Raw genomic sequence first — 14,984 nt, forward strand, 5'->3', positions numbered from 1 at the left:
GAGTGCGCGCCGCGGAGGACGGACGTACGCGGGGACGGCTCAGCCCGTCGCACTCCTCGCGTAGACGCTCTCCACCCACGCGGCCAGTTGTTCGTCGCTGAGATGCTGGGCGAGGTCGGCCTCGCTGATCATGCCGACGAGCCGCTTGTTCTCGATCACGGGAAGCCGCCGGATCTGATTGCCCTTCATCTCCGTGAGCACTTCGCCGACGTCGGCGTCGGACTCGATCCAGCGGGGCGTGCCGTGGGCCATGTCGCCCGCGGTCACCCGGGCCGGGTCGTGGCCCATGGCCACACAGCCGACGACGATGTCGCGGTCCGTGAGGATGCCGCAGAGGCGTTCGTTCTCGTCGCTGATGGGCAGCGCCCCCACGTTCAGCTCGCGCATGAGCTGGGCGGCGCGGTCCAGGGTCTCGTGAGCGGGGATCCACTGGGCACCACGGTGCATGATGTCTCCGGCGGTGGTCATGGAGTACCTCCCGGTGCCGGACGGCCGGCGCGGCGCCGAACACACCGCTAGTCCCGGCGCCCTATATTCTCGCCGCGCTTCAGGGGCTGCGCACCTGGAGATCGGCTCGCCTCAGCTGTGCGGGCCGCGGCGGTGGGGCCGGTGCGGCGGGCTCCGCCCGGCGGTTCGTGCCCCGGCCGGGTCAGCCGTTCCACGCCGGGTGACGGGGATCGTCGGCACGGACCAGGACGTCGACCGTGCCGGCCGGATCCACCTCGTCCTCGTACCGCGCGAAGGCGGGCAGGGTCCAGTGCTCCGTCTCGGGGGTACGGCGGCGGAGGGCTCCCGGGGAGAGGAGGACGTGCACGCTGAGGTCGAACGGGAACCAGTGGCGCAGGAGGAGGGGGCCGTGCAGCAACAGGATTCCACCGGGCGGGAGTTGGACGTACGCGCTGCGGGTCGCGCGGTCGGTGGCAGGGTCCCAGAGGTCGGGCAGGACCCGGCCGTCGCCCCCGGCTTCGAGGGGACCGAAGACCTCGCGCCACAGGGCGCGGGTGTCGAACCAGCCGTCGTAGTAGGCGTCGACGTCCTGGTGCCCGTACTCGAACCGGAGCGAGCCCGGCCGCAGGAAGCCCTCGGCGCCGACGACGAGCGACGGACGACCGCGGACGCGCAACGCCTCGGAGACCCGTTGGGCGAGGTCACCGGGGAGGGCGGCCGGGGCTCCGTCGAAGGCGACGCGGGGCCAGGGACCGCCGTCGGCCGGTTTCAGGTCGAGCAGCCGGTCGGCGAGGAGGTCGCCGAGCCGTTCCCAGGTGATCGCTTCGAGTCGCACAGAGCCCATGATGCATCGGCCGCCGGGGAGGACGGACGGGAGGAGCCGCCCCGGCCACCTGAACCGTCTGATCCGCCGCGTGGACGGCGGTCGGGGGCGGGAAAGGATCCCCACATGGCACGGTTCGCCACTCCCCCGCACCGGAGCAGCAGTGCGCTTCCCGCCAGTGCCCTGCTTGTCGTCCAGCCGCTCGGAAAGCGGCACTGTGCCGAGTGCCGGAGCGGCCCGCTCGCGCTGCTGGTCCTGGAGGAGGGCGCGCCGCGCTGCCTGGACTGCGCGGATCTCGGTCACCTGGTGTTCCTGCCGCGGGGGGACACCGCGCTGACCCGCAGATCGCGGGAAGGCAGCGGTCTGAGTGCCGTGGTGGTGCGGTTCCACCGGCGGCGGGGGCGGTACGAGCGGCAGGGCCTGCTGGTCGAGGAGGAGGCGCTCGCCCGAGCCGAGCAGCGGTATCTGGCGGACGCCGAGGCGCGACGGCGTCGCCGGGCCCGGGAAGCGCGACGCCGGCAGGCGGAGGACGTGCGGTTCACGGACGCGTTCGCACGGGAGACAGCCAGGTTGTTCCCGGACTGTCCCGCCGACCGTGCCTACGCGATCGCCGCGCACGCCTCGGTGCGGGGAAGCGGGCGGGTCGGGCGCAGCTCGGCCGGCCGTGCGCTGTCCGAGGCGGCGGTGACAGCGGCTGTCCGCGCGGCCGTCCGGCACACGGAGACCCCTTACGACGAGCTGCTGATGAACGGGGTGCCGCGGTACGAGGCGCGTCGCCGGATCGCCTCCGTCGTGGAGGCGAGGCTTCGGGAGTGGCGCGGCGAGGAGCCGGCGGGGGTGTGAGAAGGGGCGGAGTGAGGGCTCGGACAGCGCGGTGTGTGGGGCGTGGCGCGGAGGTGCTGGAGGCTCGCGCATGGGTGCGCGGGACTCGGCCATGGTCGTGGTCGTCCGGGCGGATTTCACTTGTGATGTGGGCCCACGCTGTGCAGGATCACTGGCTCGACCTCGGCCGTCTCGACGGTTGTTCGGCGGCGCGCCGGGCGCGCCGGACCGGTGGCGCGGCGTCGACGCGGGCGCGGCGGTGACGTGACCGTACAGGCGGTGACCGGCAACCGGTGACCGCCGACTGGCGGCCGGCGGCTGGGATTCGACGAGTGACGGGCGACGGGTGACGGGGAGTGGACATGATCGACGGACCGTATTTCGTGCTGACGCTGCTGGGGGTGCTCGGCTGCGGACTCGTGGCGGGGGTGTTCTGCGGGTTCTCCACGTTCGTGATGCGGGCCCTCGCCCAGCTGCCTCCTGCGCAGGGGGTCGCCGCGATGCAGGCGATCAACGTCGCGGCGGTGCGGCCTCCGTTCATGTTCGTGTTCGTCGGAACGGCGGTGCTGTGCGCGGTGCTCGCCGTGGTGACGTTCGTGGTGTGGCCGGGCGGGGCGACGGTTGAGCTGCTGCTCGGCAGCGCGCTCTACCTGTTCGGCTCGTTCGGGGTGACGATCGCGGCGAACGTCCCGCGCAACGAGGCGCTGATGAAGCTGGACCCCGGGACGCCCGAGGCGACAGCGCTGTGGCCCACGTACGTGCGCGAGTGGACGATGTGGAACCACATACGCACGATCACCTCGGCGGCCGCGGCGGTGGCCTACGCCCTCGCCCTCACCTGAACCGGCCCGTCGCGGTCCCGTCCCCACGGCAGCGTCCGATGTCCCCGCGCCCGAGTGGGGCGGCGGGGTCTGCGGAGGCGACGTACCGTGGTGGGAAAGGAGTGCCGCCCGTTTCCGTGGCCGATGACGCCCTGCGGTCGTGCGGTCCCGCACCGGTCCGCGTACGTGACGGAGACGGCCATGGCCGATCCCAAGGGGTTCATGACCACACCACGCGAGGAGTATCCGCGCCGGCCCGTGGAAGAGCGTGTGCGGGACTGGAACGAGGTGTACGTCCCCGGGGCCCTGCTGCCGATCGTCAGCCGGCAGGCCGACCGGTGCATGGACTGCGGTGTCCCCTTCTGCCACGAGGCGTGCCCGCTGGGCAATCTGATCCCCGAGTGGAACGACCTCGTCTCCCGCGACGACTGGCGGGCGGCAAGCGATCGTCTGCACGCCACGAACAACTTCCCTGAGTTCACCGGGCGGTTGTGCCCCGCGCCGTGCGAGGCGGGCTGCGTCCTGGCGATCAACCAGCCCGCGGTGACCATCAAGAACGTCGAGGTCGCCATCGCCGACCGTGCCTGGGAGGACGGGCTCACCCCGCCGCGGCCACCGGACCGGCTCTCGGGCAGGACCGTGGCGATCGTCGGTTCGGGGCCCACCGGCCTCGCCGCGGCGCAGCAGCTCACGCGGGCCGGGCACACCGTCGCCGTGTACGAGGGATCGGACCGGGTCGGCGGGCTGCTGCGGTACGGGATCCCCGCGTTCAAGATGGAGAAGCGGCAGCTGAACCGGAGGCTGGCCCAGATGCGGGCGGAGGGGACCAAGTTCCGGACGTCGACCGTCATCGGCACCGATCTCGGGGCGCGGGACCTCGTGTCCCGCTACGACGCCGTGATTCTGGCGACGGGTGCCACCGCCTGGCGTGATCTGGGCGTACCGGGGCGGGAGTTGTCGGGCATCCATCAGGCGATGGAGTATCTGCCGCTGGCCGACCGGGTGTGCGAGGGGGATCTGGCGGTCTCCCCGCTGTCGGCGGCGGGCCGGCACGTGGTGATCGTGGGGGGCGGAGACACCGGGGCGGACTGTCTGGGGACGGCGGTGCGTGAGGGGGCGGCCTCGGTGACCCAGCTCGACATCTACGCGCAGCCGGAGGTCGCGCGCGACGAGGACGTCGAGCCGTGGCCGACGTATCCGAAGATCTACCGGCTGTCCGGCGCGCACGAGGAGGCCGGCGCACTGGGGACGGCGCCCGCCGCACACGCGGACGCGCGGCTCTTCGCGGCGTCCACGCTCCGCTTCACCGGGGACGAGAGCGGCCGGGTGCGGTCGCTGCACCTCGTCGAGGTCGATGCGGGGCGCCGGCCGGTCCCCGGTTCCGACCGGGTGCTGCCCGCCGACCTCGTCCTGCTCGCGCTCGGTTTCTCCGGACCCGACCGGCACGACGGCCTGATCGACCAGTTGGGCCTCGCACTCGAGCCGCGCGGCACGATCGCGCGGGGTCCCGACTTCGCCACGAACGTCCCGGGTGTGTACGCCGCCGGGGACGCGGCACGCGGTCAGTCCCTCGTCGTGTGGGCGATCGCCGAGGGCAGGGCGGTCGCCGCGGCCGTGGACCGTGTGCTGAGTGGTTCGGACCGCCTGCGCCTGCCGGCCCCGATCGGCCCGTACGACCGCCCGATGACCGCGTGAGCGGCGGACTCGCGGCCTTTCGGTGTGCGGCCACGGCGTCGGCGCACGGCCACGGCCATCACCACGACCGCGCCGCGCCTCAGCGGCGTTCGTCGGTTCCGGCCACCTTGGCCGTCGACAGGGCGACCCGGTTCCAGGTGTTGATGGTGAGGATCAGGGCGAGGACGTGGCCGAGTTCGGCGTCGTCGAACTGGGCGGCGGCCTCGGCGTAGACGTCGTCGGGCACGCCCGCGTCGGCGACACGCGTCACGGCCTCCGTCAGGGCGAGCGCGGCCTGCTCCTTCGGCGTGAAGAAGTGACGGGCCTCGCGCCACACGGCGACCATGTGCAGCCGGTCCTCGCTCTCCCCGGCCTTGCGGGCGTCGTTGGTGTGCATGTGGAGGCAGTACGCGCAGTGGTTGAGGTGCGAGGCACGGATCTGGATCAGCTCGACGAGCGCCGGGTCGAGGCCCTCCCGGGCCGCCACGTCGAAGCCGACGAGGGCGCGGAAGACCTTCGGCGCGGCCTTGGCGAAGTCGATCCGCCCGGGCCTGCCGCCGGCGCTCCCGCCGGTCCCTGCCGGGGTGACGGCCCCCGTGGTGGTGGTCCCCGTCGTGGTCGTGCCGGTCGTCGCCGCGGTGTTCGTGTTCGTCGTCATGACCATGAATCTACGGGGCGGAAAGACCGGCGGTAGGGTGCATTTCCATGACGGATTCGTGGGTCAATTCCGCGGAGCGGATCGGCGCCGACCTGCATCTCGAACTGTCGGGCCCCGGCGGGCGCAGGGCCGCGCTGACCCGTGCGCTGCGTGAGGCCGTACGCAGCGGGCGGCTCGCGCCGGACACCCGGCTGCCGCCGTACCGCTCGCTCGCCGCGGACCTCGGGGTCGCGCGCAACACGGTCGCCGACGCGTACGCCGAACTCGTCGCCGAGGGATGGCTGACCGCCCGGCAGGGCTCGGGCACCCGGGTGGCCGCCGGTGTCACTCCCCCACCCGGCGGACGGCGCCGGAACGCACCGGTGCCCGTGCCGGAGAAGGCCGCGTCCCGTGCGCGGGGACCCCGGCACGATCTGCGGCAGGGCACTCCGGACGTGTCGTCGTTCCCACGTGCCGCCTGGCTGGCGTCCTACCGCCGGGCACTGCAACAGGCGTCCAACGAGGCCTTCGGGCCCGGCGATCCGGCAGGACGGATCGAGTTGCGGGAGGCGCTCGCCGAGTACCTGGCACGCGCGCGTGGGGTGCGTGCGGAGCCCGGACGGATCGTGATCTGCTCGGGGTTCGCGCACGCCCTGCGGCTGCTCCTCCCCCAGGTCCTGCGGGGTCCGCTGGCCGTCGAGTCGTACGGCCTCGGGTTCCACCGTGAGCTGCTGGCCGCCGCTTCCGTGCGGACCGTCCCGCTGCCGCTGGACGAGGACGGCGCCCAGGTGGGCGCGTTGGGCCGGGAGCGGGCGGTACTGCTCACGCCCGCGCATCAGTTCCCGACGGGAGGACCGTTGCACGCCGAGCGCCGCGCGGCGGTGATCGACTGGGCACGGGCGCGGGACGGGGTGATCCTGGAGGACGACTACGACGGGGAGTTCCGCTACGACCGCCGGCCGGTGGGCGCGCTGCAGGGGCTGGACGCGGAGCGGGTCGTCCACATCGGCTCGGTCAGCAAGAGCCTGTCGTCGGCGCTGCGGCTCGGCTGGATGGTCCTGCCGGAGCGGTACGTGGACGCCGTACTGGACGTCAAGGGGGAACGGGAGGCGTGGGCGAGCGCGTTGGAACAGCTGGCCCTCGCCGACTTCATCGACTCGGGTTCCTACGACCGGCATGTGCGGCGGATGCGGCAGCGGTACCGGGGGCGGCGCGACCGGCTCGTCGCGGCGCTCGCCGAGCGGGCTCCGCACGTCGCGGTCACGGGAATCGCGGCGGGCCTGCACGCGGTGCTGCGGCTGCCGCCGGGAACGGAGGCACCGACGGTGCGGGAGGCGGCACGGCGGGGAGTCGCGCTCGACGGGCTCGCCGGCTTCCGGCACCCGGAGGCGGTCACGTCCGCGCCGGACGGGCTGGTGGTGGGGTACGCGACCCCCGCGGACCACGCGTACGGGGCGGCACTGGAGGCGTTGTGCGGCGCGCTGCCGCCGGGGTGAGCGCGCCCGCGGTACGGGCGGGCGCGCGGCTCCTGCTGCTACGGACTGCGTTCGTCGCGGAGTCTCCAGGTGTCCGCGTCTCGGTGACGGATCATGTCGGCATCACATTCAGGAAGTTCGGAGAAAAGAGAACCCAAGTCGTTCAGGAGAGCAGGAAGTCCGCCTCTCCGGCCTTCGCGCCCTGGATGAACGCGGTCATCTCACCCGGCGTGTAGATGAGGGCGGGACCGTCCGGGTCCGCCGACTGACGCACGGCGATCCGCCCGTCGGCGAGCTTCATCGCCTCCAGGCAGTTCCCGCCGTTGCCGCCGCTCCACGGCTTGTGCCAGCCCTCGCTGCCCAGTTCGCGGGCGGGCATTCCGTTGTAGATGCGCGACTGGCCTGTCCGCGTGTGCCGGCGTTCCGGCTTGAGGCGTTCCATTCACAGCTCCTTGCGGAGGTCCCGGAGGATCTCCTTCGTGCGATGTGCCGTGGCGGCCTGCGCCGCCATGCGGTCCATGACCTCCAGGTGGGTCGCCACCTCGGAACGCGCGTCCAGGTAGACGGCGCCGGTCAGGTACTCGCTGTAGACCATGTCCGGGAGTTCCGGCATGGCGAACCGGAACAGCACGAACGGCCCGTACGTGCCGGGATGCGGGCCGTTGGAGAACGGCATCACCTGCAACGTCACGTTGGGCAGCTCCGTGACCTCCAGCAGCTTGTCGATCTGCGCCCGCATGACCTCGGGGCCACCGATGGGGCGGAGCAGCGCCGTCTCGTCCATCACGGCCCAGATCCGGGGGGCGTCCTCCCGGACGAGGAGGTCCTGGCGCTGCATGCGCAGGGCCACATGGCGCTCGATGTCCTCGGGGCGGGTCTGCCCGATGGCACCCGCCTTCATGACGCCGCGGGCGTAGTCCTCGGTCTGCATCAGGCCCGGCACGAAGTGCGGTTCGTAGGACCGCAGGAGGGCCGCCGCGCCCTCCAGGCTGACGTGCATGGAGAACCAGTCCGGCAGGATGTCGTGGAACCGCTGCCACCAGCCGGGCTTGTTGGCGTCCTCCGCCAGTTGGACGAAGGCCTCCGCCTCCTCGTCGCTGACCCCGTACGACTTCAGCAGCAGCTGGAGGTACGGAATTTTGAGGGAGACCTCCGCCATCTCCATCCGGCGGACCGTGGCCGGGGCGACACGCAGGATGCGTGCGGCCTCCTCACGCTTGAGACCCGCGCGTTCCCGCAGGTCCAGCAGTCGCCGACCGAGGACGACCTGGCCGACCGTCGGCGCGGACCGCGGTTCGCTCACGTCCACCTCCACTGAATCCGGACAGCCCGGGCGGCGCCGATCGGGTTCTTCCTCGTCTTCCTCGACGATCCCAACTGGCGCCGCTCGGGATGCTGTTGCGAGCAGTGTGCCACGCGCCTCCACGGCGTCATACAGCACTCTGCATTTTTCAGAGTGACACTTGCCAAGTGTTCACGGCGGGGCGATAGTGGCAAGCGTGATTCCGTCCGCGCCGTTAGGAACAGACACCGCCGAAGACCGGTTCGGTCTCCGTGCCGCCCGAGGGCATCGCCCCGGCGCGGCCGCCGAACGGCGGTTCCGCTTCGAGCTGGCCGCACACCCCGGCTCCGTGGCCCGGGCGAGACGCCTGACCCGGTCGCGCCTGTCCGGCTGGTCGGTGTGCGAGGACACCTGCGACACGGCGGCCCTGGTGGTCTCCGAGCTGGTCACCAACGCGATCGTGCACGCCGCCGGGCAGCGCGTCGTGTGCGAGCTGCACGACACCGACGACCTGGTGCGTATAGCCGTGTGTGACGAGGGATGCGCGCCGGGTGAACCGCGCCCCTCGTCGAACCAGCCGGACGAGGAGCACGGGAGGGGATTGCTTCTCGTCGCGGCAGTGTCCAGGGCCTGGGGGGCCCAGGACACCGGGCCCGGCCTGCTGGTGTGGGCGGAGCTCGCGCGCTCGGCAGACCGGGCCCACAAAAACGCCGAGGGCGGCGTGGAGGCGGTGCCGGAGGCGGCCCACCACGTCAGCCTGGACGACCTGGACCGGCTCGAAGCCGCTTTCGAGACCGGTTCCGCTCCGGTACCGCACACCGGGCACCACGACACGCGAGAGGCCGGCGCGGAGCCGGACCACGCCCGGCCGGACGAGGCGTTTCCGGGCCGTACGCGCCCGGACCACACGCGTCCGGAGGACGGCTCGCCCGACGCGGACACCCGCCCGCGGGCCGATCTGGGCTGGAGTGCGAAGAAGCCGCCGAACGACGGTCGGGGGACCGGGGCGGAGGAGGCGGAGGGGTCCTGGAGGACAGGAACCGTGGGGGTTCCCCGGGACCCCTCCGCCCACGGCCGCCGGAATCAGGACCTGGATCGGGATCGGGATCGGGATCGGAGGAGTCTGTGAGGCGTACGTCGACGGCGGGACTCGTGACGCAGGCGATGAGCCTGGACACGCTGGTCCGGATGAAGCGCGGGCAACGCGTGCCCGGGCCGTCGAGACGTCTCCCGGTCCCCGAGGGCATGACGGTGCCGCTGGGTTGTGACGCGGTGTCGGTGCCGGCCCGCCTCGGACCGCTGCTGCTGCCACGGCTGCCGCGCGTGGGCTGTGTCTACGCGGACCCGGCGCACTGGTGGTGGATCGTTCCTTCCGACTCCGACGTCGCCCTGGAATGGCCCGCGCCCGCCCACTACGCCACGGGGGCCGTCGTGCCCGACGCCCCGCAGATTCCCGGGCTCATCCACAAACCGGACGGCACGCTTCCGTACACGCCGCCGATCCCTCTGTATCTGGCCGTGTGCCGGGTGACGGGGACGACACCCGTCTGGTCGCGCCCGATCAGCGCCTGACCACGCCGCAGAAGACCGCAAGCCGCCCGGTCGTAGGGTCCACGCCACCCTCGGTCCACGCGTCCGTCGGTCCATCTCCGTGAGCCCGTCCGTGCGTCGGTCCATCCGTCCGCCCTGCGGCCCGGGGGCTCGCGGGGACCGGCCCCCGGTGTCACGGGTGCGCCCGGAGTGCGCCGACCGCAGCCGAACGCCACCCGCCGCGCGGATGGAGCGGCGCGTTCCCTGGGAAGGGTCCGTGCGGGCCTGCCCGGGAGGGGCCGGGCCCGCAGCCCCGGGAGGCCACTGGTGGAGAATCCCGCATCGCAGCGCGGCACGCGGAGAAGGCGGTCGGCGAGGAGGCGGAAACGCGCCGCCGAGGAAACGCCGTCGTCCGCGTCCGAGCGCCTGCTCTTCGGCGGGCCGCTCCGCTACGACCTGGGGCGGATCCAACACGAGCACGGCTTCCTCGAGTTGAACCTGCGGGCGATGGTGGCGCGGCTGCCGTCGCTGCTCGCGTCCAGTTTCCGCCTCGCCTGGACGGCGGATCCGCGCGCGGCCCGGGTGGTGGTGACGGCCGAGCTGGCGCGGGGCGCCGTCCAGGCCGTCGGTCTGCTCGCCGTCAACAGCGTGCTGGGGCGGCTGACGGCGGGCGGTCCGGTCGACGAGCGGCTGCGGGGAGCGGTCCCCGCGCTGGTCACGATGGCGCTCGTGATGCTGGTCGGCACGCTGTTGCGGGCCGCCTCCACGTACGCCACCGGCCGGCTGGAGCCGAAGGTCGAGCGGGTGGCGACCGAGCTGTATCTGGAACGGGCGGCTGCGGTCGAGCTGTCGGCGATCGAGGACGACGCCTTCCACAAGCTGCTGGACACCGCGCAGTTCGGCGCCCAGTCCGCCCGCCGCATGATCGGCGTGGCCACCCGGGTGGTCAACGCGCTGATGTCGCTGAGCGCGGCGGCCGGTGTCCTCACCGTGCTGCATCCCGCCCTGCTGCCGCTGCTCGTGACGATGACGCTGCCGAGCGCGTGGAGCGCGCTGACCATCGCCCGCCGCCGCTACGCGTCGTTCCACACGTGGGTGCAGCACGCCCGTGCCGGACATCTGATCGGCAATCTGCTGACGGAGCCCGCGGCGGCGCCGGAGATCCGGGTGCACGACGTCGGGCCGTTCCTGCTGCGGCACTTCCACGAGATGGCGGAGACGGCGGAGGCGGAACAGACGCGGCTCGCCCGGCTCTCGGCCCGCACGGGGCTGGTCGCGGCCGCCTGGACCGGGCTCGCGACGGTGGGGACGTACGCCACGCTCGGCGGTCTGCTGCTCGCCGGGGCGATGGCGCTCTCCGTCGCAGGGACCGCCGTGATCGCGATCCGTACGGGCTCGGCCAGCCTCGACACCCTCGTCCTGGAGATCAACTCCCTGCACGAGGAGGCTCTGTTCGTGGGCGATCTGCAGCGACTGCATGTCGAGGCTGCGGAACGGGCCATCCCCACGGGCGGCGATCCGCTGCCCGACGATCCGAGCGAGATCCGCTTCGAGAACGTCACCTTCAGCTATCCCGGCGAGGCGAGCAGGCCGGCGCTCGCGGACGTCACGCTGAGTCTGCCGCTCGGCAGGATCGTGGCCCTCGTCGGGGAGAACGGTTCGGGCAAGACGACTCTGGTGAAGCTGCTGGCGGGGCTGTACGAGCCGGACGGCGGCCGGATCCTGTGGGACGGCGTCGACGCGGCGACGGCGGACCGGCGGCAGCTCGCGGAGCGCATCGCGATGGTGGCGCAGGACTTCAAGCGGTGGCCGTTCACGGCACGCGTCAACGTGGCGGTGGGGCGTGCGTCGGCTCCGCTGACGGACGAGCGGCTCGCGTCGTCGGTGGCGGAGGCGGGCGCCGAGGACGTGGTCGCGGATCTGCCGCGGGGCCTGGACACCCTGCTGGCCCGCGGGTTCAGCGGCGGGCACGAACTGTCGGGCGGGCAGTGGCAGCGGCTCGGTATCGCCCGGGCCGCGTACCGGCGCGGCCGCATCCTGATCGTGGACGAGCCGACGGCGGCGCTCGACGCGCGGGCCGAGCTGGAGGTGTTCGAGAAGATCAGGGCCCTGGCGGGGACCGGCCAGACGGTCGTCCTCATCACGCACCGGCTGGCGTCCGTACGCCATGCCGATCTCGTGCACGTCCTGGACCAGGGCCGGCTCGTGGAGTCCGGGACCCCGGACGAGCTGCTCGCCGCGGGCGGGGTCTACGCGGAGCTGTACGCGCTGCAGGCCGACCAGTTCACGGTGAAGCTGCCCGCCCCCGAGCGCGGTTGACCGTCACGGTCCCGGCCGGTACGGCGCGCGCCCGGCGTCCCGCTCACGTCCCTCACGTCGGTCCCGCCTCACTCGCCCAGGTCGCTCCCGCCGACGACGACGAGAAACGTGTCGGAGGAGAGGTCCATGACGACCTCGACGGTCTGGCCCTCCTTGCGGCGCGCCTGCGCGAACTCCTCCGCGGGCCACGACCCGCGCGGTCCGCCGGCCGGAAAGCGCTCCAGCACCATTCGCCCGTTCACCCTGTACCTCCATGTCGCGCTGCTCTTCAAGAGTTAAACGCCTGCCAGGGGGTGAACGACTCGGGAAGTGACAGTACTGAGACGAAGCCGACACCGGGTCACGGAGCCCGATGTGGCCTGCGACACAGCACCGGATGGGCGAAAGTCCCAGCTCAGCGGGGTGGAGGCGCCTCGTCCACCGGGCGGAGCCGGTGATATCAGTCGTCGTACTCGTCGTGATACCGGATGCGTTCACTCCCTGCGGGCGCCCCCAGCGCGGACGCACGCCCCCGGGGCTCCTCCCACTCCTCCCGACGCCCCAGCGCGGTGAGGTCGAGGAGGGAGGTCGTCGAGCCGAGCCCGTCGAGGCCGCGCTCGTACGTGGAGTACGTGTGGAAGACATGGTCCCGGTCCCGCAGGAAGCAGCTCACCCCCGGCCGCTCGAAGGGCTGGTCGCCGCCGAACGACACCTGGAAGTCGTAGTTGAAGTCGCTGTCGTACGACGAGTACCAGGGCACCGTCCAGCCCATTCGGGCCTTGAACGGGAGGATCTTCGTGTACGGCGCCCGGGACACGACGGCGAACTCGGTGCCGCGGGCCCGCAGGTGGGCGAGGTGGCCGATCTGGTCGAGGAATCCCGAGCAGCTGCGGCAGCCGGCGTCCCAGTCGGGCGCGAACATGAAGTGCTGGACGACGAGTTGGTCCCGTCCGCGGAAGAGGTCGAGCAGGGTCGCCTTGCCGTCGCCGCTCTCGAAGACGTACTCCTTGTCGATCTCGACCATCGGCAGGCCGCGCCGCGCCGCGTTCAGCGCGTCCCGGGCGCGTGTGGCCGCCTTCTCTCTGACCAGCAGTTCCTCGCGTGCGGCGCGCCACTCCTCGCGCGAGACGATCTCCGGAAGCGTCATGTGCCCCTCCAACGGAACGGTGCCTGCTCTGTGGTGACCGACGGGAGGAACGGAACTCATCGGCGTTCCGTGGATTTCTTTCCGTGGTTCCGCGAGGCCGTTCTCCGGACAGGTCAGCGGCCGGCGGTCACCGGTGCCGGCCGCGCGGGGGCGGGCCGCAGGCCCACGCGCTCGCGGTGCTCGGCCAGTTCGCCGAGGAGCTGGGTGACGCGCTCGACGTGGTGGGGTGCGAGCCGGCCGGTGTCGTCGAGCTGCACGGCACACGCGGTGGCGGTGTCGACGAGGCGTTCCAGAGTGGCGGCGACATCGTCCGTGCCCGCGGAGTGCCGTGCCAGGGCGGGGAGTTCGGCGGCGGCCAGTTCGATGGCGGCCCGGGCCTCAGCCAGGGCTCGGTAGGCCTCACGGCGCAGCACCCAGCGGCCGGTGCGGTCGTCGGCCGTTCCGTCGTCCAGGACGTGGGCGAGGTAGTCGTCGGCCGCCTGGGTGGCCCGGGTGAGCCGGGCCCGTACGGTGCCACCGCGCTGCCCGAGGGCCGGCAGGTGCCCGACCAGCAGCACGATCGCGCAGGCCAGCAGGGTCTCGCCGAGGCGGTTCCAGGAGGCCTGGGGTTCCCCGCCGACCATGACGAGGGCGAGGACCAGGACGGTGACGACGGCGGTCTGGGCGGCGAAGTGCCGGGTGGCGACGGGGATGAGGGCGCCGCTGAGCGCGACGAGGGCGACGAGCCCCTCGGGACGGGGCAGCAGGGCCGCGAGGCCGGCGAAGGCGACCGCGCCGAGCACGGTGCCCGCCGCGCGGCACAGCACGCGGGAGGCGAGCGGTCCGAGGTCCGGCTTGACGAGGAAGACGGCGGTCGCGGGGAGCCAGTACCAGTGCGGGTGGTTGCCGTACCAGCGGGCGTGGTGCAGCGCCTGGGCGACCCCGACGGCGGCCCCGAAGCCGAGGGCGACGCGGAGCCCGTACTCGCGTCCGCCGGAGCCGAGAGCGGTGCGCAGGTGGGAGACGGCGGTGCGGTGCCGGGCGTGCAGGGCGGCACCGGAGCCCCGGTCGAAGGTGTCGGCGGCGTGCAGCAGGGCGTCGTGGAGGGCGCGCAGCGCGGGGGCGACGGCGGTGTCGTGCCGCGGGCGGGAGCTTCTGCCGGGGACGGCGGGCGCGGGCAGCGGCCCGGTGGGGGTTCCGGTGCGGACGGCGCCGGCGAGCCGCCGGGGTCCTTCCGCGGCCCGTTCGGGCAGGGGTTCGTCCGCCCAGGCGAGGGCGGTGGCGGCTTCGGCGAGGGGCAGTGCGGCGGCGTACTGCGCGTGCAGTCGCCGTTCGGCGGCGGAGCTCGCGTACCGCCGCAGCCGGGGTCCGGTGAGGGCGTCCTGGGCCTGGTCGAGGGCGGCGGTCAGCGCGACACGGGCCCGTGGTGCGTCCGGTCTCCCGGCCGCGAGCAGCAGCCGGGCGACGGCGTCGTACACGCTCGCGACGGCGTGCCGCTCGCCGTCGAAGCGGTAGTCGCCCGCGTTCACGGCGGTCGTCGGCAGGGCGAGGCGCAGGCCGAGGAGCCAGGCCGCGCCGCCGAGGTAGAGGAGCGCGCGCTGCCATCCCGGTTCGGGGAGCGGCATGCCGGCGCCGATGGCCGAGGCCACGAGGAGCTGGGTCCCGGCTCCGGAGGCGACGGGTCCGATCGCGCTGACGGCTCCGGCGAGCAGGCCGAGCGCGGTGAGGACGAGGGTGAGGGTGACGGCGCCGGTGTGCTGTCCGGTGTACGAGCCGACGAGGAGCCCGGCGGCTCCGGCGAGGGCGGGGACGCCGAGCCGTTCGACGGCGACGCGCCGGCTGCCCGGCCGGTCGTTGATCCCGGCGAACATGGCGCCGAGGGCGGCGACGACTCCGAGGGAGGTACGGCCGCTCAGGACGGCCGCGAGCAGCAGCGGTCCTGCGGCCAGCGCGCCGCGCAGGACCGCGCTCCAGGGCACGGGTCCGCGCTGTGCGCGCAGGGTGTGGGCGAGCCAGAGCGGTACGGCGACGCGGCTGGGGCGCACGGGG

Annotated in this window: 14 protein-coding genes and 1 pseudogene; 7 read left to right on the forward strand and 8 right to left on the reverse strand. The window is 73.1% G+C overall.

The genetic code is table 11. The annotated features are described in order from the left end of the window. Window positions 1–39: 39 nt before the first annotated feature. Both B0675_RS36155 and B0675_RS36160 read right to left on the reverse strand, forming a co-directional pair. Entirely contained in the window at window positions 40–468 is a 429-nt protein-coding gene (locus tag B0675_RS36155; RefSeq protein ID WP_081223814.1) for a CBS domain-containing protein, read from the reverse strand. 181 nt (window positions 469–649) lie between these two features. Then, entirely contained in the window at window positions 650–1,291 is a 642-nt protein-coding gene (locus B0675_RS36160) for a uridine kinase (RefSeq protein WP_179165504.1), read from the reverse strand. Between the two features lie 105 nt (window positions 1,292–1,396). Here B0675_RS36160 and B0675_RS36165 point away from each other — a divergent pair, with 105 nt between their 5' ends. From B0675_RS36165 to B0675_RS36175, 3 genes are all read left to right on the forward strand, one after another. Then, window positions 1,397–2,113 (forward strand): DUF2293 domain-containing protein, encoded by a 717-nt coding sequence (locus tag B0675_RS36165; RefSeq protein WP_081223815.1) that lies wholly within the window; start codon window positions 1,397–1,399, stop codon window positions 2,111–2,113. A gap of 341 nt (window positions 2,114–2,454) precedes the next feature. Next, on the forward strand, window positions 2,455–2,934 hold the full coding sequence (locus tag B0675_RS36170) for an anthrone oxygenase family protein (RefSeq protein WP_081223816.1): 480 nt from the start codon (window positions 2,455–2,457) through the stop codon (window positions 2,932–2,934). Between the two features lie 180 nt (window positions 2,935–3,114). After that, a complete protein-coding gene (locus B0675_RS36175) occupies window positions 3,115–4,608 on the forward strand; it encodes a glutamate synthase subunit beta (RefSeq protein ID WP_081224082.1) in 1,494 nt (497 codons plus the stop codon). 79 nt (window positions 4,609–4,687) lie between these two features. On the opposite strand, the gene B0675_RS36180 is transcribed toward B0675_RS36175, so the two are convergent. Continuing rightward, complete coding sequence (locus B0675_RS36180) at window positions 4,688–5,245, reverse strand: carboxymuconolactone decarboxylase family protein (RefSeq protein ID WP_081224083.1); 558 nt, start codon at window positions 5,243–5,245, stop codon at window positions 4,688–4,690. A 47-nt stretch (window positions 5,246–5,292) separates the two neighbouring features. Here B0675_RS36180 and B0675_RS36185 point away from each other — a divergent pair, with 47 nt between their 5' ends. Continuing rightward, window positions 5,293–6,720 carry a PLP-dependent aminotransferase family protein gene (locus tag B0675_RS36185; protein ID WP_081223817.1) on the forward strand — a complete coding sequence of 476 codons (1,428 nt, stop codon included), beginning with the start codon at window positions 5,293–5,295 and terminating at the stop codon, window positions 6,718–6,720. 142 nt (window positions 6,721–6,862) lie between these two features. On the opposite strand, the gene B0675_RS36190 is transcribed toward B0675_RS36185, so the two are convergent. Then, entirely contained in the window at window positions 6,863–7,141 is a 279-nt protein-coding gene (locus tag B0675_RS36190; RefSeq protein ID WP_081223818.1) for a DUF397 domain-containing protein, read from the reverse strand. Then, window positions 7,142–8,002, reverse strand: a complete 861-nt coding sequence (locus B0675_RS36195) for a helix-turn-helix transcriptional regulator (protein WP_081224084.1) — start codon at window positions 8,000–8,002, stop codon at window positions 7,142–7,144. It abuts the gene before it with no gap. A gap of 187 nt (window positions 8,003–8,189) precedes the next feature. On the opposite strand from B0675_RS36195, the pseudogene B0675_RS40860 reads away from it, so the two are divergent. The 3 genes and pseudogenes from B0675_RS40860 to B0675_RS36210 form a co-directional block, all read left to right on the forward strand. Beyond that, window positions 8,190–8,675, forward strand: a pseudogene (locus B0675_RS40860) (ATP-binding protein); the annotation flags it as partial. Window positions 8,676–9,145: 470 nt separating this feature from the next. Continuing rightward, complete coding sequence (locus B0675_RS36205) at window positions 9,146–9,553, forward strand: hypothetical protein (protein ID WP_081224085.1); 408 nt, start codon at window positions 9,146–9,148, stop codon at window positions 9,551–9,553. A gap of 465 nt (window positions 9,554–10,018) precedes the next feature. Further along, window positions 10,019–11,830 (forward strand): ABC transporter ATP-binding protein, encoded by a 1,812-nt coding sequence (locus B0675_RS36210; RefSeq protein WP_241540128.1) that lies wholly within the window; start codon window positions 10,019–10,021, stop codon window positions 11,828–11,830. Between the two features lie 68 nt (window positions 11,831–11,898). On the opposite strand, the gene B0675_RS40865 is transcribed toward B0675_RS36210, so the two are convergent. The 3 genes from B0675_RS40865 to B0675_RS36220 all read right to left on the reverse strand — a co-directional run bounded on the left by B0675_RS40865 (window position 11,899) and on the right by B0675_RS36220 (window position 14,980). Continuing rightward, window positions 11,899–12,072, reverse strand: a complete 174-nt coding sequence (locus B0675_RS40865) for a hypothetical protein (protein WP_107482918.1) — start codon at window positions 12,070–12,072, stop codon at window positions 11,899–11,901. A gap of 197 nt (window positions 12,073–12,269) precedes the next feature. Then, entirely contained in the window at window positions 12,270–12,956 is a 687-nt protein-coding gene (locus B0675_RS36215; RefSeq protein ID WP_081223821.1) for a DUF899 domain-containing protein, read from the reverse strand. Between the two features lie 113 nt (window positions 12,957–13,069). Next, a complete protein-coding gene (locus B0675_RS36220) occupies window positions 13,070–14,980 on the reverse strand; it encodes an FUSC family protein (protein WP_081223822.1) in 1,911 nt (636 codons plus the stop codon). Window positions 14,981–14,984: the final 4 nt, after the last annotated feature.

This window comes from Streptomyces sp. M41(2017) (assembly GCF_002078175.1).
Classification (GTDB): Bacteria; Actinomycetota; Actinomycetes; order Streptomycetales; family Streptomycetaceae; genus Streptomyces.